Genomic DNA, 20,772 nt, shown 5'->3' with positions numbered 1-20,772 from the left:
CTAAACTTAAGCACTGTCGTTCGGGGACGAGCCCCCATATGAACTCGTTGTAATTACAGCCACGCTGCTTAGAGTTGGTTCCAGCGAAATGACGAATCCGGGAGACGGACCAAGAGCCGTAACTCGGAGTTCACAATGACATTAGGACTCGAGGTGGAGTACTGGGTCGTCGACGAGAGCGGTCATCTCTGTGATGGCCGTGACCTCGTCGACTGCCACGAGCACGTGAAACCCGAGTTCGTCGGGCCGCTGCTCGAAGTCAAAACTTCACCGCACGAGAACGTGACCGCGCTCGGACGAGAGTTACAGGACACTCTCCGGACCGTCCTGGATGCGGCCGAAGCGACCGGGCGGCAACTCGTCCCACTCGGGACGCCGCTCACCGAACACGACACCCCCGCGACGACCGACAGGGGAGAACTGTACGAGGAGATCTACGGTGAGAACGTCACCAGTCCGAAGAACTGTGCGGGGACTCACATCCACTTCGAGAAGACCGACGTCGCACGGCAGATCGATCTGTTGACCGCGCTCGACCCCACCGTCGCGCTGGTCAGTTCCTCGCCCTACTACTGTGGCTCTCGGACGGCCGCCTGTGCGCGAGCGCAGGCATACCGGAAAGCGTGTGGCGAACGGTTCCAGCAGTACTGCGACCTGTGGCCCTACCCCGACGACGTCGACGCCTGGTGCGAGCGGGTCCAGGAGAACTTCGACGAGTTCGTCGACATCGCCACCGACCGCGGTGTCGACGAGCAGACGGTACGCGAGCACTTTTGCCCCGAGGACACGGTACTCGCGCCAGTCCGCCTCCGACACGAACTGCCGACCGTCGAGTGGCGCGCACCCGACGCCGCGTTGCCGAGTCAACTGCTCCAACTCGCCGAGGGCGTCGACCGACTGATGACACAGACCCAGACGAAGCCCGTCACGCGGGGTGAACCCGGCGTGTTGGCCGACCAAGTTCGCGTCCCTCGCTTCGAGGAGCTCCGTTCGCTCAGCGACGAGGCGATCCACCGAGGGCTCGAGTCGACGCGCGTCTGCGAGTACCTCGATGCGATGGGGTTCGACACCGAACGCTACGACCCCCTGTCGGCGAAACTGTCCGGACCGGACGAGATCGGTCGAGACGAGACGCGGCGACTCCGGCTCAACTGTGCGGCTCGACTCCGTGCGGACGTCGAGTCGCTCGACGAGCAGAGTCGCTCCCATCCGTCGAAGCCGCGAGTTCAGTACTCCGCACCCTGACGCGCCGTCTCGACGTTCCGCTCAGGGAATCCGGACTGCGTGTTCGAGCGTCCCGACGCCCTCGACCTCCACCTCGACGCGGGCGCCGTCTTCGAGCGGTCCGACGCCTGCAGGCGTCCCCGTCGAGATGACGTCCCCCGGTTCGAGCGTCATGTAGGTCGTGATCTCCTCGATAAGTGTCGGCACGTCGAAGAACAGCTGGTCGCGACTCCCCTCCTGGCGGAGTTCGCCGTCGACCCGGAGACGGACCGCGGCGTCGTCGGGGACGTGTTCGGGGTCGGCGACGACCGGGCCGACGGGTGCGGCCCCGTCGAACGCCTTCCCGCGGACCCAGTTGGTCTCTCTGTTCTGGTCGTCGCGGTTCGAGATGTCGTTCAGACAGGTGAAGCCGGCGACGACGTTCATCGCGTCTTCGGAAGCGACGTGACGACACTGTTCACCGATCACGACCGCGAGCTCCGCCTCGTAGTCGAGACGCTCCTTCCCGGCGGGGAGCGTCACCGTGTCACCGTGGCCCGCGAGCGTGTTCGGGGGTTTGAGAAAGAGCAGCGGGCGGTCGGGGACGTCGTTGTCCATCTCGGCGGCGTGGTCGGCGTAGTTGCGGCCGATGCAGACGATCTTCGAGGGTTCGACCGGCGGGAGGACGTCGACCTCGTCGTGGTCGTAGCGCTCGCCGCCGAAGGTGATAGCGTCGTCGTGCCACTCGCCCCGTCGGACCGCCCCTGCGGGGTCACGGAATCGAACGTGATGCATAAACGTGGCTGTGTCTCCCACATCGCTTAGTCCTTGTTACCACGGCGAAGGCGTCGTCCTCGACACGGCGATAGTGACGAAGGCGACGCGGACGACGATAGCGGGGGCGACGGCGCAGCCTCGACATCGGGACCGCCGAACGGCCAGAACCCTCATTCGACGTGCCACCGAACTGTGAGGTATGCTCGTGTACCTGCATCAGTACAGCGAGGACGAGACCAAGGAGACGGTCCGAGAGGGTGACGAGGTCGTCGACGTCTCGACCGACGAGTACTTCGACACCGACAGCCTGGCGGTCGACGAGTGGGAGCGCGTCGACTACGGCGAGCAGACCGTCCTCCGGAAGCCGACGACCTACGAGGACGTCACGCGAGTGTCGCTCCCGGCGGACGTCGAGGAACCCTCGGCGCTCCCCGGTGAGACGATCCAGCTCCGCATCGACGGCGAGACGACGTACGTCGAGAACGCGGAGATCATCGAGATCACCGACGAGACGCCCTGACAGACGGACGACCGTCGACGACCTCCGGCAGCACTGTACCGCTCGCTATCTTTTAGTGACAGCCGGGTGTATGGTCGCACGAACCATGGAACTCACCTGGCACGGTCACTCTACCTGGTACGTCACCGTCGGCGAGACGTCGCTTCTCATCGACCCGTTCTTCGACAACCCGCAGACGTCGATGGACCCCGAGGAGATCGACGACCCGGATTACGTGCTCCTCACCCACGGCCATCAAGACCACGTCGCTCACGCTCACAAGTTCAGCGACGCGACGCTGGTCGCCACGCCGGAGCTCGTCGAGTACGCCAAGGAGAACTGGGACTTCGAGGACGCCGTCGGCGGCATGGGGATGAACCTCGGCGGCACTGTCGAGTGCGGCGACGCGTTCGTGACGATGCACCGCGCGGACCACTCGAACGGCATCGACACGAGCTACGGGACGAGCGCCGGGATGCCCGCCGGGTTCGTCGTCAGCGACACGAAGCCGACACAGGTCGCAGACGAGGAGAGCAACACGTTCTACCACGCCGGCGACACCGGGCTGATGACCGAGATGCGCGAGGTGATCGGTCCGTATCTCGAACCCGACGCCGCCGCCCTCCCGGTCGGCGACCACTTCACCATGGGGCCGTGGCAGGCCGCCGTCGCCGCCGACTGGCTCGGCGTCGACTACGTCTTCCCGATGCACTACGATACGTTCCCGCCGATCGAGATCGAGATGGACGACTTCGAGCGCGAGCTCGACGCCGCGGGTGTGAGCGCCGAACTGCACGCGCTTGACGGCGACGAGTCGTTCACGCTGGAGTAGCGTCCGAACCGCAGACGGTGTTCTTTCGGTACACACGAGCGACCACCGCTTGGGTTACCTTTAGTACGGTAGCAGACGACGTTTCGCCTGCAATGAGCGACATCGAAACCACCACCGTCAGCGAAGAGGGGTTCGGATGCAACAGTCAGGTCGGCGACTTCGACATGTCGATCGACGCCACGGGTGAGACCGGCCCGGACCCGAACTCCGCGCTCGTCGCGACGTACGCCTCCTGTTTCCTGCCCGCCTTCCGCGTCGGCGGCCAGCAGCGCGGTGAGGACGACCTCGGCAAGATCCAGATCGACTCCAGCGCCGACCTCGACGACGACGACGATCTGACGGCTATCCGCTTCGACATCCACGTCGCGGCCGACCTCTCCGACGAGGAGCTCGACGAGATCGTCGAGCGCGCCGAGGACATCTGCCACGTCCACAGCGCACTCCGTGAGGGGCTCCACGCCGACATCACCGTCCACGGCAACGCGTTCTAACTGGACGCCGTCGACGCAGCTCACAGATTCTTTGACCGTCGTTCGACCCGAGAGCGACGCCGAAAAGCAGCGTTATCGTCGGTAGCTTCGATACGTCATCGCCTCGCCGTCGACGATGACAACCTCGCGCTCCTCGTCGTCGTAGCTCGGCGACGGCTCCACCTCGTCGCGGAAGGCGTACGGCATGTTACGTTCTTCCATACCACAGCTATGAGGAGGGGTGGTATAAATATCTTCGTCAGACAGCCGACAGCCGTGTGAGAGAACGGCGACGACCGAAGGCGACGTTCCGGGACTCATGACAAATTTAAGATGGCTTGTCGAGACCGTGCTGAACTCAGAACGCGTATGTCCCACCAGAACTGATATCATGGCAACATAGTCGGCCCCGAACTCGTTGTTCGGCGTTCTCTCCGTGGAGGGGTAGGAGAACGACAAAATGAAGATGAAGTGAGACGCCACGAAGGAGAGGGACAGATGCCGACAGACCGATATCGAAACCAGCGGTTCCGAGCCGTCTGGTTACAAGAGCGCAGATAGAACCCATGAGCAAATCTCTGCTCGGCCCAGGGGAAGGGATGGCCGGGCACGTCTTCGGCCTCGATATGACACGGCGTGTGAGTGGTGACGATACGAACGGGGCGTACTTTGCCCTCGAATTCGAGTTACCACCGGGTGAAGAAATTCCACCCCACATCCACCACAACGAGGAAGAAATCCTCTACGTCATCGACGGTGAGATCGAAAGCCGGGTCGGCGAGGAGACGCACAAAGCACTAGCGGGAGCGTGCCGTGCGATTCCACGAGGAACCGTCCACGCCCAGGCCAACCACGGGCGGGACCCTGCCACACTGCTCGTCATCTTCTCACCACCCCATCTCGAAGAGCTCTTCGAGAGGAGTGCTGAGGTGACCCCGGAAGAGTTCCAGGAACTCGCCGCGGACTATGGCATGGAACCGGTCGAATAACTCCTGAGAGCCGTCCGACAACGGTCACAGATCCGTGTCGGTCTCAGGGGTTTACTTGCGCACTGTTTGATTGCGAAGTGCCATTCTCTACATCGGTCGCGATGATACTGACAGGGTTCGGGTAGACCGAGTGCGAGCCTGCAAGATACACAGCGCAAGTCGGTTACTTGTCAGTTATCTGTTGGCAGTAGTTCTGAGTGACGAACATGAGGTAGGAGCTCAGCGGTTGTTACTTACTTTCTGTCACCCACTCGCCATCCACCTCCTCCTCTCGGATGACCTTTGCTCGGGCTGTAAATTGCTGTTCGCCGTAAAACGAAGAGTCTGTTGTGAACGGGAGCGCGATGGTACGCTTAGTAAGATCTGCGAGGATAACGAAGGTTTGCCTAGTCACGTGATTGTACGCGTCATCAATAAGAAGTTCTGCTCTGATGGTGACGTTTCCGGTGGTATCTCCTTGTTTTTCAACGACCCCCACTACGAGGGCAGTCTCTTCATCAGCTAAGTACGAGCGAACGTCCCGTAGAGTAAATCGCGGCTCTGGTTCGGTCTGAGTGAATAGGCAACCAGCAGTGCCCATACTAAGGATAATTCCAATGGTGGATAGGGCTGTACGCCGGTTCATACCAGACAGTTGAGATAGAGTTGATAATACTGTTTCTGAGACAGACCGGTATTTTCCACCTTTTCACCCATAACTTGTGGTGTATTTGCCCCTTCAAACGTGAAATAGAGTGCAGTAGGTTGCTGAATTCACTCTGTGTGTTGCACGCCGTTTTTGACAGCAGATGGGTAGTTTACGTCGACTGTGCTGAATAGAGAGCGCAAGTCGGATATTGTCCGCAAAGGCGTCAACCAATACATATGCTTATTACCTCGCTTACCAGCGATTCCCACGAAGGAGAAAATGGCTGGGAACCTACAGAGAGTAATGCGCGTGGTCTGTTGCGATTGTACTTTTGAGCAGGTCGTTCGCCCTGAAGATGGAATCTTGCCGTCCGATATCGTCATTGAACACGGGAAACGAAAGGGACACAAGCTCGAGGTATCACCGCTAACTGAATGAGCAAACGCCCCCGAATATGAGGGCGTTGCCGGAATGCCTTGGCGCAATTCACCCTCCTGAGGTCTTGGATGATGAATTGCAATTTACTGTTCTCTCGGTGCTCGGAAAAGAATGACGGCAAAAAATGCGGGTTGATAACAAGATCTCGTATTCGAGTAGATTGCCGAACTCACCCTCGATATTCAGCACACCGATTCTGACAACTCCCCGAGAGTCGACTGAGTGACTGTCTGAATTCTTTTGCTAATCCCTATCAGATCTGCCCTGTGAGCTTTCGCAGAGACGGCGAGACTCGCGACAGCGCGCGGCCGACCGCCCGGACGGTGCCGACCAGCGTCAGCAGCCAGACGAGGAGCGCGAACCACCCCCAGTACCGCGGGACGACCACGAGCGGTCTGAACGCGTTGACACCGGCCAGGTTGACGGTACAGGCCGTGTACATCCCCATTGGGAAGACCCGTCCCCACGCGAGCGGGTTGTACGAGTGGAGACGCCGCCCGAAGCCGAGTCGGGACCACGGGAGCGCGAGCACCCACGCCGGCGGTCGACCCTCGGCTCCGGCGGTGACGAACTTCCACACGTCGAGCGCCAAGAGCAGGGGAATCCACCAGGAGGCGATCGCCCACGCGAGGAACGTCACGCCGATCGTCATCTGGACGTACGGTTCCCAGGGGGGAAACGACGACAGACGAGGACCGAGCGTCGCTCCCGCTAACGTCGTGATCGCCGCCGCCCCCATCAGGATCCAGTAGGGGCCCGTCCAGTCGTCCGGGTTCATCCGCCCCTCCAGGAGTCGGTAGGTGACGATGGCGGCGACGACGAAGTAGAGCACGTACCCCGACCCCCAGTACGCCATGCTCACGGCGACGATCCCCTCTGCGTAGGCCGGGAGGACGTCCGAGAGGAGGCCACCGAGGACGGCGAGCGACTGCATACAGACGATGATCAAGAGGAACGCACCGTCGATCCGCTCGCTGACGTCCGACTCCCAGGTGCCGATGATCTCGGTCGCGAAGAGATAGTAGAGCAAGAGCGGGCACACCGCGACGGTCGTCAGCCAGAGCGCGGTCGCGACGGCGACGCGGTCCGAGAAGAGGAGCAGCTGTGCCCCCACGGTGTTCGTCCCGACGACGAAGGTGAGCGCCCCCCAGTGACGACTGCTGTCCCGGAGCTCGGCGACGACCTGTCCGGGGAACAGTCCGACCTTCACCGCGAAAAGCGCGAGCAGGAGGCCGTAACACACGACGTTGAACGCCGCGAGCGTCTCGGCGACGACCCGACTACCGAGGTCGCGGAAGGCGATAGAGATGATCCCGGTCGACATGACGAAGCCGAAGTACGCCGGGTCGAGCCGCCGGATCGTCTCGCCGAAGCGACGAGCGGCCGACGGGTCCGCAGAGTCGGGTTCGCTGTCTCCGTCGTGGACGTCGTCGATCTCGTCGATCATGGCCAACACTCGTGGGTCTGTCAGTCGCTCCTCCAGCCGGCCGCAAATGACTGTCGCTACGTATCGTCGACAAACCGGCTGGCGAGGTAGAGGTCGACCGGCGAGTGAGGATCGGCTGACGAGAGACGAGCGAGCGCGCGGATCGCCTGAACGCACAGGTCGCCGCCGACGTCGGACGAAAAGAGCCGACAGCGCGGTCGACGACGGTCAGTCGTCTGCGGTCGCGGGTTGACCGTGCTGTATCTCGGTGCCGAGCAGGTCGAGGAACTGCGCCAGCCACTCGGGGTGGTCCGGCCACGCCTGCGCGGTCACGAGGTTGCCGTCGGTCGTCACCTCGTCGACCCACGAACAGCCGGCGGCCTCGACTTCCGGCTGGACGGCGGGGTAGGCGGTCATCTCGTAGCCGTCGAGGACGCCCGCGGCGGCGAGGATCTGCGGGCCGTGACAGAGCGAGGCGACCGGTTTGTCCGCCTCGAAGAAGTGCCGTACTGCGTCGAGCACCTCGTCGTAGGTGCGGAGATACTCGGGGGCGCGGCCGCCGGGGACGACGAGCGCGTCGTAGTCGGCGGGGTCGATCTCGTCGAACGTCGCCGTGAGTTCGAAGTCGTGCCCACGCTCCTCGAGGTACGTCTGATCGCCCCGGAAGTCGTGGATGGCCGTCTTCACCGTCTCGCCTTCCTCCCGCTCGGGACAGACGGCGTGGACCTCGTGGCCGACCGCCTGCAGCGCCTGAAACGGCACCATAATCTCGTAGTCTTCGCCGAAGTCACCGACGATCATGAGGATCTGCTGTCCGGACATGGCGTTCGAATCGTCTCGCCGAGAACCCATAACGGTACCTCCGGGAGCGGCGTCTCCTGAATCGGCGCGTCGAATCGGTAGGGACCGGTCGACGTCGGCCAGTCGGTCGTCTCCGGCGATCGCGCCTGCGTGTTCGTCGGCCGTTCAGTTCTCGAGCACCGTTCCGATGTCGGCGACCGAGTCGAGTACGTAGTCCGGTTGCACGTCCGAGTCGTTCAGCGTCCGCTCGTCGGTGACGCCCGTCCGGACGAGCACCGTCGTCATCCCCGCCCGGGCCCCGAGCGCGATGTCGGTGTTCAGTCGGTCACCGACGACGAGACAGTGCTCGGCGGGAATTCCCAGATAGTCCAGCGCCAGCGACCGGGCGTACGCGTCGGGTTTACCGAGCACGCGGTCGGGGTCGCGCTCGGCGACGCCCGCGACGGCCCGGATGATGGCACCGGAGCCGGGGACCAACCCTTCGTCGGTCGGGATGGTGACGTCGGGGTCGGTGCCGACGAACGGGACGCCGTCGTCGAGTGCGTAGAGCGCGGCCGTCAGTCGGTCGTAGCTGAACTCGCGGTCGATGGAGACGACGACCGCCTCGGCGGCGTCCGGGTCGGCGACGACGTTCAGTCCGGCGTCGACAACCTGTTCGTGGAACCCCGACTCGGCGACGAGAAACAGCGCGTCGTCGGCGTGGTGTTCGCGGAGGTACGACACCGTCACCGTCCCCGAGGTCATCACCTCGTCGGCGTCGACGTCGAGACCGGCGCGGTCGAGCCGTTCGACGTATGCCGCCGGCGCTTTCGTCGGGTTGTTCGAGAGGAACAGTCGTCGGAGGCCGGCGTCGTCGAGCGCGTCGAGCGCCTCGCGTGCGCCGGGGATCGGGGTGTCGCCGCGGACGACCGTCCCGTCGACGTCGAGCACCACACCGCGATAGGTCATTGGAGGCCGTAGGGAGGGCGGCGGATTGAACCTTGCCACCGACGACGTCGGTCGGCGGTCGCTTCGGCGAACCAAAGAACGAATAGCCAGCGACCCTCAGGGCGTCGTAGTGACGAACACGCAGCTGACGCACATCCAGATCGACAACTACGGCCCGTGGACGGTGACGCCGGAGCCACGGAGAGAGATGGACCTCCAGACGCTCCAGTCGCGGCTGTTCGCGGACCTCGCGCAGTTCGTCGGCGGACGCGGCGGGTACGTCTTCTTCACCCGCTTCGACAACATGGTCGCCGTCACGAACGGGCTGGACCGACGGGACCACGAACTGCTGCAGGAGTCGGTCGGCAACCGCTATCCGGTGACCCTGAGTCTGGGCGTCGGCGTCCACGAGACTCCCGTCGAGGCGCTCGAGACGGCGACGGCGTACGTACAGGCCGCCGGGAGCGCACAGGACAGTACGCGACGCGAGGTGCTCGCCGGGGACTTTCACGCCGACGGCGCGGCCGACGACCTCCACGTCGCCCACTTCGACGTCGACGACGCCACCGGCAAGTACACCGACCGTCTCAACGAGTTCGACACGTTCATCCGCATCGAGCAGGGGTACGCAGCACTCATGCGGTACATGCGCGAGGAACACGGCGCGCTCTCCTTCTTCGTCGGCGGCGACAACATCATCGCCGTCTGTCCGGAGCTCTCCGCCCAGCAGTACGCCGCCGCGATCGACGCCGTCGAGGAGTCGGTCGGCGTCGAACTGAAGGTCGGCGTCGGTACCGCGGCGACGCCCCACGAGGCCGGGTTCGCCGCGAAGCACGCCCTCGAAGACTGCCGGCACCGGGGCACCGCCGTCGAGTTCGCCGGTGCGGCCGACCACCCGCTCCCGGACACCGACTGACGATGCCCGCCCGGTCGCTCTACTTCACCGCTCCCGGCGAGGTGCGCGTCCGCGAGCGGCCCGTCCCTGCTCCCGCCTCGGGCGAGGTGCGCGTTCGGACCGTCGTCTCCGCGGTGAGTCCGGGCACCGAACGGCTCGTCTACCGGGGCGACGCGCCGACGGACCTCTCGGCGGACGCCTCGATACCGAGTCTCCAGGGCGACCTGGACTATCCGCTGCAGTACGGCTACGCGGCCGTCGGAACGGTGAGTGCCGTCGGCGACGACGTCGACGACCGCTGGCTCGACCGGACGGTGTTCGCGTTCAACCCCCACGAGAGCCACTTCCTGGCCGACCCCGACGACCTCCACGTCGTCCCTGACGACTGTTCGCTCGAGACGGCGGCGCTCCTCCCGAACGTCGAGACGGCGCTGAACTTCGTGATGGACGGCCGTCCGGTCGTCGGCGAGCGCGTCGTCGTCTTCGGTCAGGGCGTCGTCGGGTTGCTCACGACGGCGATACTGTCGACGTTCCCGCTGGAGCGACTAGTCACCGTCGAAACCGTCGCTCGCCGCCGGGAGCTGTCGCGGTCGTTCGGGGCTGACGAGAGTTTCTCGCCGGACGGGGTACGGGCGGAGTTCTCACCCTCGGAGTCGTCGGTCGACGCCGACGTGCCGACGGGCGCGGACCTCGTCTACGAACTCTCGGGGAACCCCGAGGCGCTCGACGACGCCATCGACGTCACCGGTTACGACGGTCGCGTCGTCGTCGGCTCGTGGTACGGCGAGAAGCGATCTGACCTCGCGCTCGGCGGGCGGTTCCACCGGAGTCGGATCGACATTCGGAGCAGTCAGGTGAGCACCATCGACCCCGACCTCCGCGGCCGGTGGACCGCAGAGCGGCGGTTCGAGCAGGCGTGGCAGTGGCTCTGCCGACTCGACGCCGACCGCCTCGTCACCGACCGGTTCGCGCTCGGAGACGCCGCCGACGCCTACCGTCGCCTCGACACCGACCGGGAACGGACCGTCCAAATCCTCTTTACTTACGGACAGTGATGGGGTGGACATGTATCGCGTGACCGTCGAGCGCTCGTTCGTCGCACAGCACTTCCTGACGGTGCCCGACCCCGGCCCCGAAGGCGAGGTCCACTCGCATCGGTTCACGGCCGAGGTGGGGTTCGAGGGACCGGAGCTCGACGAGTTCGGCTACCTCGTCGACATCGACGCAGTGAAGGCGGCGACGACGACGGTCGTCGACCGCTACCGGGATACGACGCTCAACGACCACGAACCGTTCGCGGGTGAGAACCCGAGCGTCGAGCGGTTCGCACGGATCTTCTGCGAGGCGGTCGTCGCCGAGGTCGACGCCGACGTCCCCGAGCGCGCACGAGTCAAACTCTGGGAGGACGACGAGGCGTGGGCGAGCTACGAGACCGCCCTGTGAGCGACTGATGCGCGTCGGTCTCGTCGTCTACGGCGACCTCGACACGCGCTCCGGCGGCTACGTCTACGATCGGCAGCTCGTCGACCACCTCCGGGAACTGGGCGACGAGGTCGAGCTGTTCTCGCTGCCGGAACGGCGGTACGGCCGGGCGTTCGCACAGAACGTCGACCGGTCGTTCCGTCGCCGTCTCCGTGCGGCCGACCTCGACGTGCTCCTCGAAGACGAACTGTGTCACCCATCGCTCCTCTGGACTAACCGTCGACTCGACTTCGACGCCCCGGTCGTCGCGCTCGTCCACCACCTCCGGTCGGCCGAACGGCACGCTCCTTGGAAGAACGGGTTCTATCGTCGGGTCGAACGACAGTACCTCCGGGGCGTCGACGGCTACGTCTACAACAGCGAGACGACCAGATCGACGGTCGCGGCGCTCGCGGAGCCGTCGCCCGGAGTCGTCGCCTACCCTGCCGGCGACCGCTTCGGAGGAGCACTCTCGCCGGAGACGGTCCGCGAGCGGGCGCGAACACCGACGCTCCGCGTCGTCACGCTCGGCAACGTCACTCCCCGGAAGGGGATCCACACGCTCGTCGAGGGGCTGGAACGAACGCGGGGCGACTGGACGTTGACCGTCGTCGGCGACGACGCGGCCGACTCGGCGTACACGGCGTTCCTCCGGCAGCGGATCAAGCGACTCGGCGTCGCTGGGTCGGTCAGCTTCACGGGACGACTCGCGGACGACGACGTCGCCGACGTGCTCGCGCGGAGTCACGTACTGGCGATGCCGTCGACCTACGAGGGGTTCGGTATCGCGTACCTCGAAGGGATGGCGTTCGGACTGCCGGCGGTGGCGACGACGGCGGGCGGGGCCGCCGAGCTGGTGACGGACCGCGTGAACGGGCTGCTCGTCGAACCCGACGACCCGAGCGCCGTCACCGACGCACTCGCGCCGCTGTGTCGCAACCGCGAGCGACTCGTCAGACTGAGTCTCGCGGCGCTGGACCGCTACCGGTCGCATCCGACGTGGCGCGAGACGGCCGAGACGGTGCAGGGGTTCCTCCGGTCGCTCGCCTGAGTGCTCCTGCCGACACATTCTTTATTTTAATAATATCTTTTTATCCGATGAATACAAGCAGGTAGATAATGAACAGAACGGTATGGGCGTGCCGGAACCAGGTCTCGCTCCGGAGTCGGAGTTCCGGTTACTCGTCGAGCAGGTCGAAGACTACGCAATCTCGCTGCTCGACCCGGCGGGGCGAGTGGTCACGTGGAACGCGGGGGCTGAGCGGCTCAAAGGCTACACCGCCGAAGAGATACGAGGGGAGCACTTCTCGACGTTCTACCCGGAGGAGGCCCGCGAACGACGCGTTCCGGAACGACAGTTGGCGGTCGCCGCCGACGAGGGGCGAGTCGAGGACTACGGCTGGCGCGTCCGGAAGGACGGATCGCGGTTCTGGGCACACGTCGTCGTCACCTCGCTCTGGGAGGACGGTGAGCTCCGCGGGTACGGCGAGGTCATCCACGACCTCGACGAACACAGGCGGGTCGACGAGATCCTCGACCGCATCAGCGACGCCGTCGTCGCCTTCGACGAGCGACTCCGGTTCACGTACGTGAACGACCGGGCGACGAAGTTGTTCGCCCGACAGGAGGAAGAGCTCGTCGGCAGCGCACTCACGGAACTCGTTCCGGCAGTCGAGTCGACGCGGATACACCGCGAGCTGCGGCGAGCGCTCGAGACCCAACAGCCGAGGACTTTCGAGCACCACTCGGAGCTACTGGATCGCTGGGTCGACGTGCGGATCTACCCCTCTGACAGCGGTCTCTCGGTCTCCGTCCAGTCCGTCTCCGAACAGCGTGAGCAGCACGAACGGCTCCGCGAGGAGAAGGCGCTCGTCGAACAGATCCTCGAGGTGAGTCCGATGGCGATGGCCGTCTTCGACGCGACGGGGACGGTCGTCCAGAGCAACGCACGGGCCGAGGCGTTGCTCGGCGAGGAGGGACGGCCGCTGTTGGGCCGCAGTCTGGAGGGGACGGAGGGGACGCTGTACGACGAACAGGGCGACCCGCTGTCGCTCGAGGACTACCCGACCCGGACGGTGCTCGAAGAGGGCGAGCCGGTGCTCGGCTACAAACACGGGGTCTAACTGGAAGACGGGACGTTCCGCTGGCTCTCGACGAGCTTCGCGCCGATACGGAACGAGAGCGGCGACGTCGTCCGGATGGTCGTCGCCGCCGAAGACATCACCGACCTCAAACGGAGCGAACAGCTGTTACAACAGCAGCAGGCGGAACTCGACGAGACGATCGCCGAACTCGAACGGTCGAACGCCGAACTGGAGCAGTTCGCCTACGTCGCCTCCCACGACCTCCGGGAACCGCTGCGGATGGTGTCGAGCTACCTCGAACTGCTCGAACGTCGGCACGGCGAGACGTTGCCCGAGGACGCGATGGAGTTCCTGCAGTTCGCACTCGACGGGTCGAAGCGACTCCAACGGATGATAAACGACCTGCTGGCCTACTCGCAGGTCTCTCGGGAGTTCGACGACGTGGAACCGGTCGACTTCGAGACGGTCGTCGAGCGCGCGAAAGAGAACCTCACCGTCAGTGTCGACCGGACGGGCGCCGAGATCACGAGCGACGACCTCCCGACCGTCGAAGGGAGCGAGACGCTCCTCGTCCAACTGCTGCAGAACCTGTTGAACAACGCCATCAACTACTCCGAGGGGACGCCACGGGTCCACGTGTCGGTCGAGCGGCGAGACGACGAGTGGCGGTTCGCAGTCGAAGACGAGGGCGTCGGACTCGACCCCGAGGAAGGAGAGCGGATCTTCACGCTCTTCTACGGCAACAGCGTCGACGGCGCGGGGATCGGCCTCGCGATCTGTCAGAAGATCGTCGAACTCCACGACGGACGGATCTGGGTCGAGTCGACGCCGGGGGAAGGGTCGACGTTCTACTTCACGCTCCCCTGTGGATGAGAATCACGCCGACGTCGAACGACTGCACTCTTTTTCCGTCGCAACAGACGACGGTACTCCCGAACTCCGACGGCGTACGCACTACTCGACGGTGACCGAGGGGTACCGACGTTCGCGGTCGGTACGCGTCCGGCTGAAAAGCTCGGCTATGCGGTCGACGTATCGGCTTGCACTTGGTTCTCCCACTCGCGCCGTTGGTCCAACTTCTGCCGCCCGAGGTCGGTCAGATGGTAGTAGTTGGTCCGCCGGTCGAGTTGGCCCTTCTCGACGAACCCGCTCTCGACGAGGTGATCGAGGTTCGGGTAGAGCCGACCGTGTTTGATCTGTTGTCCGAAGTCGCGCTCGAACCGTTCTTTGATGTCCTGTCCCGACGGGTGGTCGAGTCCACTGATGACGTATAGCAGGTCACGCTGGAACCCGGTGAGGTCGAACAGCATACTCCTACAGTACGTCCTGCGAGAGCATAGCAATTGTCAATAGTATAGAATATACGGAGCATCTGCTGCCGCAGAAGGACAGTTTCTAGCTCCTTTTTCGTTGAACCGTTCGGCCTCTCACCGCCGACACGAGTTACACGAATCCCGTGCGTCGATTGATGAACTGCGACACACCCCTATTTCAACCAGGCTGCGTCGAGAACAAACATATCGACGTATTGATACGACGTCGGTTGGAACTCGAAACGCGATACGGCCGTACTCCGCTCTGGAGGCGGTCGTGTCGCCTCGTCAGAGGCACTCACCCCTCCATCCCATCCGCTCGCCGTCTCGCAGACGTCCGTCGGTGAACGCGAAGATCGGGAGAGCGATTTCACTCGCCGTGTGAGTTCGCAAGGAAGTGGGGTCGGAGGGATTTGAACCCCCGATCGACTGATATCTCCGGTCTGCCTCGGTACTCCAGAGGGTCGTCAACGCGAACCGATGATCAGTCGGTCGCTCGGAATATCAGTCTGGAGTTCGTCACCGGGCGTTACCTCTGGAGTCAGTCGCCATGCCGGGCTTGGCCACGACCCCTTGCACTTCTTCGTATGGCGAATTGCCTAAAAGGGGTTTCGGTTATCGGTCGTCGTCGGCCCAGTCGCAGTCCTGACATTTGTAGCCCGTGACGAACTCCGTCACGCTGGGCATATATCCGACTTGCAGGACGTTGCCGCCGCACTCGGGACAGTCCCGATCGGCGTCCTCGATAGGTTCGGCCTCCATCGGCTGTTCGCCCTCGATCAGTTTCGCGAGTCGCTTCGGCGTGACCATCCGCCCTTGGACGACGCGGTTGCTCATACGCTGTCGAATCGGCCCAGCCACCTAAACACTCCGTCACGGCACCGCAGAACGAAAGCGACGAGCGAGAGCCGACCCGCTCAGAGCCAGGGAGCGCGAGCCTCGTCTTCGCCGGGGTAGCCGTAGCCGGAGTCGGAGTCGTCCGACTCGGCGGTCGTCGGGTCCGGGACGTCGTCGACCGCCGGGTCCGTCTCGTCGGCGTCGACGTCCGAGGCCTCGTTCTCGTCGTCGCCACCGTCGGGGACGGCGGCGTCCGCGTCGACCGACTCGGACGCCTCGAGCGTCGACCCCGAGTTGGGGTCGAGCGCGAAGACGGCCGTCACGCCGAGCGTGACGAGCGCGATCGGTGCGTCGCTGGGGATGCCGGGGACGCCCAGCACCGACAGCGCCAGCATCCCGAGCGCGACCGAACTACCGAAGCGGAACAGGTCGATGTCGACCACGCCACGCAGGCGAGGTGCGAGCAGCGCCACCGTGAGCGCGAAGGCCAGCCCCACGCCGACGGCGGCGACGGCCGGGAACACCGTCGCCATCTCCGGCGTCAGTTCGAGACCGCCACCGGAGGGGTCGAAGCTCGCGACGAGTCCGAGTCCGATGATGGCACCCGGGCTCGGCAGATACTCGCCGACCTTCGAGGAGGCCGTCTTCGCGGCGATCGCGAGGATGACGATGCCCGCGAACCGCTGGAAGGTGTCGAGATCGAGCACGTTCGCTAACGTCTGGGCGAACATCGCCTCCAGTGCGGCGACCGGCAGGAGGATGGCCGCCAACAGCAGGATCGAGAGCACCTGTTCGCGGCGGGTACCCTCCATCTCCGCGAGGATGACCGCCATCGTCGCCGACCCCCCGAAGACGAGGAGTCCGGTCTCGACGATGTCGGTCGGCGTCTGTAACGCGCCTGCGACGATGAGCGCCGGCAGGATGCCGTCGACGAGTGGGAGCCCCATCACCGTCGCGAGGAGTTTCGTCGCGCCGCCTACCTGTTGCTCGAGTCGGAGAGCGACCGGATGCTGTGAGACACTCATTCGGAACTAACGGCCGTCACCATCGGCCAAACGGCGATACGAACGCAACTCTCCCGAAGCCGCGCCGTCGGATCCGAAAAATCCGAAATTCGACTCCGGTTTAAATGTTCGCCACATCGCTGTAAAGGAGACGCCGGATACGGGGATCATCTGACCGGCAATGCGCGATGCAGCGAGACTGTCGGAGTCCATGTCTCAACTGTGTGGGAGTAAAGTAATAAACGTTGTGTGGGACGTGGCCGCATGTGACAACAGATACTACAGTACACTACTTAAACTCGCCTTGAGAACGTAGCGAATCGGCAATATTCTTCGACACACCGTCATTGTGAACGCGTGACTAGGGTGATTATTCGGGCAGGATTCGGGCGCCTCCGCGGGCCGCCGCCGCCGGAACGCGTTACACAAACGTGACTATTATGGTGGGATTCTCTGTGAATAGAACGCACGGACGTGCTGACTCGCAACGCTTTTGCCCCGGGAGAGTTCACGATTTATATGGCGAACGACGTTCCCGAACGAGAGTCCTTTTCGGAGAAACTGCGCGTACCCGAGTCGTTGACCTTCGACGACGTGTTGCTCCGCCCGATGGAGAGTCGGGTCGAACCCGACGACGCCGACGTCTCGACACGCGTCTCGACGAACGTCGAGCTCAACATCCCTATCCTCTCGGCAGCGATGGACACCGTCACTACGAGCGACATGGCCATCGGGATGGCCCGCGAAGGTGGTCTCGGAGTTCTCCACCGAAACATGACCGTCGACGAGATGGTCGAGGAGATCGGACGCATCAAGCGTGCCGACGAACTCGTCATCGCCCGCGACGACGTCGTCACCGCGAGTCCCGACCAGACTGTCAGCGAGGTCGACACGATGATGGAGCGTGCGGGCGTCTCCGGTGCACCCGTCGTCGACGACGACGACACGGTGCTGGGAATCATCTCCGGCACCGACATCCGACCGTACCTCGAGGTCGGCGAGTCCGACGCCGTCCGCGAGGCGATGACCGACGAGGTCATCACCGCCGGCGAAGACGTCACTGCGCGTGAGGCGCTCGAGCTGATGTACGACTACAAGATCGAGCGCGTCCCCATCGTCGACGAGGAGAACCGCCTCGTCGGACTGGTCACGATGCAGGGCATCCTCCAGCGCCGCGAACACGAGAACGCCGCCCGCGACGACGACGGGTCGCTGCTCTGCGGCGTCGCCGTCGGCCCGTTCGACGAGGAACGTGCCGTCGCCGCCGACGAGGCCGGCGCGGACGTGCTGTTCATCGACTGTGCGCACGCACACAACCTGAACGTCATCGACGCCGCCCGCGCGATCAAAGAGAACGTCGACGCCGACGTCGTCGTCGGCAACGTCGGTACCCGCGAGGCCGCCGAGGCGGTCGTCGACTTCGCCGACGGTATCAAAGTCGGCATCGGCCCGGGGTCGATCTGTACCACGCGCGTCGTCTCCGGCTCCGGCATGCCGCAGATCTCGGCGGTCGCCGAGGTGGCCGACGTCGCCGCCCCCGAGGGCGTCCCCGTCATCGCCGACGGCGGTATCCGCTACTCCGGCGACGCCATCAAGGCGGTCGCCGCCGGTGCCGACGCGGTGATGCTCGGTTCCTACTTCGCCGGCACCGACGAGGCGCCGGGTCGCGTCATCACGATGAACGGCAAGAAGTACAAGCAGTACCGCGGCATGGGCAGCGTCGGCGCGATGAAGTCCGGCGGCGGCGACCGCTATCTCAAAGAGGCCGAAGAGGACGAGGAGTTCGTCCCCGAAGGCGTCGAGGCCGCCACGCCGTACAAGGGGAGTCTCGCCTCCGAACTCCACCAGCTCGTCGGCGGGATGCAGTCCGGCATGGGGTACGTCGGTGCCGTGACCATCCCAGCGTTCAAGGAGAAATCCCAGTTCGTTCGTGTCTCTGCGGCCGGCCAGACCGAGGGCCACCCGCACGACGTGATGATCACGGACGAAGCGCCGAACTACAGTCCCGACGAGTAGCGACGGGACGATCGCCCCCGAGCGTCGTCGACGACGAGGGTCGCCCGGGGATGCGAGTGACGCGTCAGTCGAGTCCGTCTCCTTCGACTTCGCACTTCGGACTGCAGTACCCGTTCTCCGCCGCGTTCGATCCGCCTAACGCGCGGAACGATTCGCCACAGTTCGTACAGTCGTAACTCTCGAAGTCGCTCATGGTCCACCGGGAGTTGTCGCCGGACGGTCAAATCCGTTGTGGCGGTCAGTGCAGACAGAAGCGGCCGCCGCCGACGGTACAGCGGAGACGCGGCTGCGTGTCGAGGTCGGATATACGGCGCCGTCGACGACACCTCGATAAACTCCTCCGAGCCGAGGGAACGCATTAATATCCGTGTGGGGCGTGAACCCTCGATAATGGACTCTGCGGAGTTACGGGGTGCCCTGGAGGACGCGGGGCTCTCGCAGTATCAGGCCGAGGCGTACAACACGCTGCTTCAGTTGGGCTCTGCGAGTGCGACCGAGCTCGCCGACGCGTGTGCCGTCCCGACCGCCCGGATCTACGACGTGTTGCGCGATCTGGAGTCGAAAGACTACATCGAGACGTACGACCAAGATAGTCTTCACGCGCGCGCACGGAACCCCGAGGACGTCCTCGCGGACCTCCGCGGACGCGCGGAGATGCTCGTCGACGCCGCCGACGAGATCGAAGAGCGGTGGGAACAGCCGGAGGTCGACCGCCACAAGGTCAGCATCGTCAAACGGTTCGACACCGTCTTCGACCGGGCGGCCGCGACCATCAGAGACGCCGAGTACGAGGTCCAACTCTCGGTGACGGTTGCGCAGTTCCGCGAGTTGCGTCCGGCGCTGCAGGCAGCCGTCGACAACGGTGCCATCGTCAAGATCTCGATCCACACGCCGCCGACCGAAAGGCAGGAGCTCCCCCCACAGTCGGCGTTCGAAGACGTTGCGACGGAGGTCCGCCACCGGGAGCTCCCGACGCCGTTCGTCGCCCTCGTCGACCGGACCGAGACCTGCTTCGCTCCGCACGCGGGGTCGCTCAACCAGTACGGCGTGTTGGTGGACGACTACACGCTGACCTACGTGTTCCACTGGTACTTCCAGACGTGTCTGTGGGAGGTGTGGGACGTCGTCTACGACGGCCGCCCCGACGACCCACCGATGTCCTACGCCGACATCCGACGCTGCGTCCGCGACATCGAACCGTTGCTCGAGGCGGGCGTCGGACTCACGGTGACGGTCGAGGGGTTCGCGACCGACACGGGCGAGAGCGTCTCCATCAGCGGAACCGTCGTCGATCTCCTCTACGAGGGGATGGGGTCGACGGAGGGGTCGCCGCCGCTGTCGCAGTTGGCCGGACAGGTCGCCATCTCCGTCGAGACCGATCGGGACGTGCTCACCGTCGGCGGCTGGGGGTCGGTGCTCGAGGAGGTCGAGGCGACCCGCATCACCATCGAGGCGATCGAGGAGAACTCCCACGTACTCGAACGGTGAACGACCTAAATTGAACACCAAGTGGTATTTTGATATAGTCGCACGGACCATTGCAGGGCGTGAGTGTTGACACGGCACCACTGACCGACAAATGAGTGACGCACCCCCGCTCGTCCTCGTGGTCGAAGACGAGCGCGATCTCGCCGACCTGTACGCGACGTGGCTGAGCAGCGAGTACCGCGTTCGGACCGCCTACGGAGGATACGAGGCGCTCGACGCGCTCGACGACGAGGTCGACGTCGTCCTGTTGGACCGGCGGATGCCCGGCCTGTCGGGCGACGAAGTGCTGGAGGCCGTGCGCGACCGCGGTATCGACTGTCGCGTCGCGATGGTGACGGCCGTCGAACCGGACTTCGACATCGTCGCGATGGGGTTCGACGACTACCTCGTCAAACCCGTCACGAAGGAGGCGCTCCGGGAGACCGTCTCGACGCTCTGTACGCGAAACGACTACGACGAAGGCGTCCAAGAGCTGTTCTCGCTCGCGTCGAAGAAGGCGCTCCTCGAAGCGGAGAAAGGAGGGTCGGAACTCGAGGAGAGCGACGAGTACGCCGAACTCACCGCGCGCATCGAAGCGCTCCAGTCCGACCTCGACGAGACCGTCGGCGGCGTCGACGACCACGACTCGTTCGTCGGCTTCTATCGGGACCTCGACCGCGAGACGAGCGAGAAAGAGTGATCCGG

Annotated in this window: 25 protein-coding genes and 1 tRNA gene; 14 read left to right on the top strand and 12 right to left on the bottom strand. The window is 64.4% G+C overall.

Features of this window, described 5'->3' with window-relative positions:
* The first annotated feature begins 135 nt into the window (after positions 1 to 135).
* Positions 136 to 1,245 carry a glutamate-cysteine ligase family protein gene (locus BSG17_RS11270; protein ID WP_170864784.1) on the top strand — a complete coding sequence of 370 codons (1,110 nt, stop codon included), beginning with the start codon at positions 136 to 138 and terminating at the stop codon, positions 1,243 to 1,245.
* A gap of 21 nt (positions 1,246 to 1,266) precedes the next feature.
* Here the strand turns inward: BSG17_RS11270 and BSG17_RS11265 are convergent, their stop codons facing one another.
* Positions 1,267 to 1,998 (bottom strand): fumarylacetoacetate hydrolase family protein, encoded by a 732-nt coding sequence (locus tag BSG17_RS11265; protein WP_089824090.1) that lies wholly within the window; start codon positions 1,996 to 1,998, stop codon positions 1,267 to 1,269.
* Between the two features lie 181 nt (positions 1,999 to 2,179).
* Here BSG17_RS11265 and BSG17_RS11260 point away from each other — a divergent pair, with 181 nt between their 5' ends.
* The 3 genes from BSG17_RS11260 to BSG17_RS11250 all read left to right on the top strand — a co-directional run bounded on the left by BSG17_RS11260 (position 2,180) and on the right by BSG17_RS11250 (position 3,802).
* A complete protein-coding gene (locus tag BSG17_RS11260) occupies positions 2,180 to 2,500 on the top strand; it encodes a hypothetical protein (protein ID WP_089824087.1) in 321 nt (106 codons plus the stop codon).
* Positions 2,501 to 2,585: 85 nt separating this feature from the next.
* A complete protein-coding gene (locus BSG17_RS11255) occupies positions 2,586 to 3,311 on the top strand; it encodes a metal-dependent hydrolase (protein WP_089824084.1) in 726 nt (241 codons plus the stop codon).
* A 92-nt stretch (positions 3,312 to 3,403) separates the two neighbouring features.
* A complete protein-coding gene (locus BSG17_RS11250; protein WP_089824082.1) occupies positions 3,404 to 3,802 on the top strand; it encodes an OsmC family protein in 399 nt (132 codons plus the stop codon).
* A 72-nt stretch (positions 3,803 to 3,874) separates the two neighbouring features.
* On the opposite strand, the gene BSG17_RS28245 is transcribed toward BSG17_RS11250, so the two are convergent.
* Positions 3,875 to 4,003 carry a hypothetical protein gene (locus BSG17_RS28245; RefSeq protein WP_280141169.1) on the bottom strand — a complete coding sequence of 43 codons (129 nt, stop codon included), beginning with the start codon at positions 4,001 to 4,003 and terminating at the stop codon, positions 3,875 to 3,877.
* A gap of 344 nt (positions 4,004 to 4,347) precedes the next feature.
* Between BSG17_RS28245 and BSG17_RS11245 the strand changes: the two genes are divergently transcribed.
* Positions 4,348 to 4,770, top strand: a complete 423-nt coding sequence (locus BSG17_RS11245; protein WP_089824080.1) for a cupin domain-containing protein — start codon at positions 4,348 to 4,350, stop codon at positions 4,768 to 4,770.
* 229 nt (positions 4,771 to 4,999) lie between these two features.
* On the opposite strand, the gene BSG17_RS11240 is transcribed toward BSG17_RS11245, so the two are convergent.
* The 4 genes from BSG17_RS11240 to BSG17_RS11225 all read right to left on the bottom strand — a co-directional run bounded on the left by BSG17_RS11240 (position 5,000) and on the right by BSG17_RS11225 (position 9,011).
* Positions 5,000 to 5,395, bottom strand: a complete 396-nt coding sequence (locus BSG17_RS11240; RefSeq protein ID WP_089824078.1) for a hypothetical protein — start codon at positions 5,393 to 5,395, stop codon at positions 5,000 to 5,002.
* Positions 5,396 to 6,089: 694 nt separating this feature from the next.
* Complete coding sequence (locus BSG17_RS11235) at positions 6,090 to 7,283, bottom strand: tellurite resistance/C4-dicarboxylate transporter family protein (protein ID WP_089824076.1); 1,194 nt, start codon at positions 7,281 to 7,283, stop codon at positions 6,090 to 6,092.
* A 207-nt stretch (positions 7,284 to 7,490) separates the two neighbouring features.
* Positions 7,491 to 8,084, bottom strand: coding sequence for a DJ-1/PfpI family protein (locus BSG17_RS11230; RefSeq protein WP_089824074.1), 594 nt, complete (start codon positions 8,082 to 8,084; stop codon positions 7,491 to 7,493).
* A 144-nt stretch (positions 8,085 to 8,228) separates the two neighbouring features.
* Entirely contained in the window at positions 8,229 to 9,011 is a 783-nt protein-coding gene (locus BSG17_RS11225) for an HAD-IIA family hydrolase (RefSeq protein ID WP_089824072.1), read from the bottom strand.
* Positions 9,012 to 9,120: 109 nt separating this feature from the next.
* Here BSG17_RS11225 and BSG17_RS11220 point away from each other — a divergent pair, with 109 nt between their 5' ends.
* The 6 genes from BSG17_RS11220 to BSG17_RS11195 all read left to right on the top strand — a co-directional run bounded on the left by BSG17_RS11220 (position 9,121) and on the right by BSG17_RS11195 (position 14,303).
* Positions 9,121 to 9,906, top strand: a complete 786-nt coding sequence (locus BSG17_RS11220) for a GTP cyclohydrolase III (protein WP_089824070.1) — start codon at positions 9,121 to 9,123, stop codon at positions 9,904 to 9,906.
* A 2-nt stretch (positions 9,907 to 9,908) separates the two neighbouring features.
* Positions 9,909 to 10,940 (top strand): zinc-binding dehydrogenase, encoded by a 1,032-nt coding sequence (locus tag BSG17_RS11215; protein ID WP_089824067.1) that lies wholly within the window; start codon positions 9,909 to 9,911, stop codon positions 10,938 to 10,940.
* A gap of 10 nt (positions 10,941 to 10,950) precedes the next feature.
* A complete protein-coding gene (locus tag BSG17_RS11210) occupies positions 10,951 to 11,328 on the top strand; it encodes a 6-pyruvoyl trahydropterin synthase family protein (RefSeq protein ID WP_089824694.1) in 378 nt (125 codons plus the stop codon).
* 7 nt (positions 11,329 to 11,335) lie between these two features.
* A complete protein-coding gene (locus tag BSG17_RS11205; protein ID WP_089824065.1) occupies positions 11,336 to 12,397 on the top strand; it encodes a glycosyltransferase family 4 protein in 1,062 nt (353 codons plus the stop codon).
* An 82-nt stretch (positions 12,398 to 12,479) separates the two neighbouring features.
* A complete protein-coding gene (locus tag BSG17_RS11200; RefSeq protein ID WP_089824064.1) occupies positions 12,480 to 13,469 on the top strand; it encodes a PAS domain-containing protein in 990 nt (329 codons plus the stop codon).
* A gap of 75 nt (positions 13,470 to 13,544) precedes the next feature.
* Complete coding sequence (locus tag BSG17_RS11195) at positions 13,545 to 14,303, top strand: sensor histidine kinase (protein ID WP_089824062.1); 759 nt, start codon at positions 13,545 to 13,547, stop codon at positions 14,301 to 14,303.
* Between the two features lie 146 nt (positions 14,304 to 14,449).
* Here BSG17_RS11195 and BSG17_RS11190 read toward each other — a convergent pair whose 3' ends face one another.
* The 5 genes from BSG17_RS11190 to BSG17_RS11175 all read right to left on the bottom strand — a co-directional run bounded on the left by BSG17_RS11190 (position 14,450) and on the right by BSG17_RS11175 (position 16,797).
* On the bottom strand, positions 14,450 to 14,737 hold the full coding sequence (locus BSG17_RS11190; protein ID WP_089824692.1) for a PadR family transcriptional regulator: 288 nt from the start codon (positions 14,735 to 14,737) through the stop codon (positions 14,450 to 14,452).
* 404 nt (positions 14,738 to 15,141) lie between these two features.
* Positions 15,142 to 15,316: transfer RNA gene (locus tag BSG17_RS26985), tRNA-Trp, on the bottom strand.
* Positions 15,317 to 15,358: 42 nt separating this feature from the next.
* Positions 15,359 to 15,580 carry a DUF5795 family protein gene (locus BSG17_RS11185; protein WP_089824060.1) on the bottom strand — a complete coding sequence of 74 codons (222 nt, stop codon included), beginning with the start codon at positions 15,578 to 15,580 and terminating at the stop codon, positions 15,359 to 15,361.
* Between the two features lie 80 nt (positions 15,581 to 15,660).
* Positions 15,661 to 16,605, bottom strand: coding sequence for a DUF5794 domain-containing protein (locus tag BSG17_RS11180; protein WP_089824058.1), 945 nt, complete (start codon positions 16,603 to 16,605; stop codon positions 15,661 to 15,663).
* Between the two features lie 6 nt (positions 16,606 to 16,611).
* Complete coding sequence (locus BSG17_RS11175; protein WP_089824056.1) at positions 16,612 to 16,797, bottom strand: DUF8099 family protein; 186 nt, start codon at positions 16,795 to 16,797, stop codon at positions 16,612 to 16,614.
* A 306-nt stretch (positions 16,798 to 17,103) separates the two neighbouring features.
* Between BSG17_RS11175 and guaB the strand changes: the two genes are divergently transcribed.
* Positions 17,104 to 18,600 (top strand): IMP dehydrogenase, encoded by a 1,497-nt coding sequence (gene guaB, locus BSG17_RS11170; RefSeq protein WP_089824054.1) that lies wholly within the window; start codon positions 17,104 to 17,106, stop codon positions 18,598 to 18,600.
* 64 nt (positions 18,601 to 18,664) lie between these two features.
* Here guaB and BSG17_RS28240 read toward each other — a convergent pair whose 3' ends face one another.
* A complete protein-coding gene (locus BSG17_RS28240) occupies positions 18,665 to 18,793 on the bottom strand; it encodes a hypothetical protein (protein WP_280141168.1) in 129 nt (42 codons plus the stop codon).
* 197 nt (positions 18,794 to 18,990) lie between these two features.
* Here BSG17_RS28240 and BSG17_RS11165 point away from each other — a divergent pair, with 197 nt between their 5' ends.
* Positions 18,991 to 20,088 carry a TrmB family transcriptional regulator gene (locus BSG17_RS11165; protein ID WP_089824052.1) on the top strand — a complete coding sequence of 366 codons (1,098 nt, stop codon included), beginning with the start codon at positions 18,991 to 18,993 and terminating at the stop codon, positions 20,086 to 20,088.
* Between the two features lie 91 nt (positions 20,089 to 20,179).
* Entirely contained in the window at positions 20,180 to 20,767 is a 588-nt protein-coding gene (locus BSG17_RS11160; RefSeq protein WP_089824050.1) for a HalX domain-containing protein, read from the top strand.
* Positions 20,768 to 20,772 lie beyond the last annotated feature (5 nt).

This window comes from Halogranum amylolyticum, from assembly GCF_900110465.1.
Classification (GTDB): Archaea; Halobacteriota; Halobacteria; order Halobacteriales; family Haloferacaceae; genus Halogranum; species Halogranum amylolyticum.
Note: the sequence above shows the minus strand (reverse complement) of the source record. Positions and strands in the feature narration are given on the sequence as shown.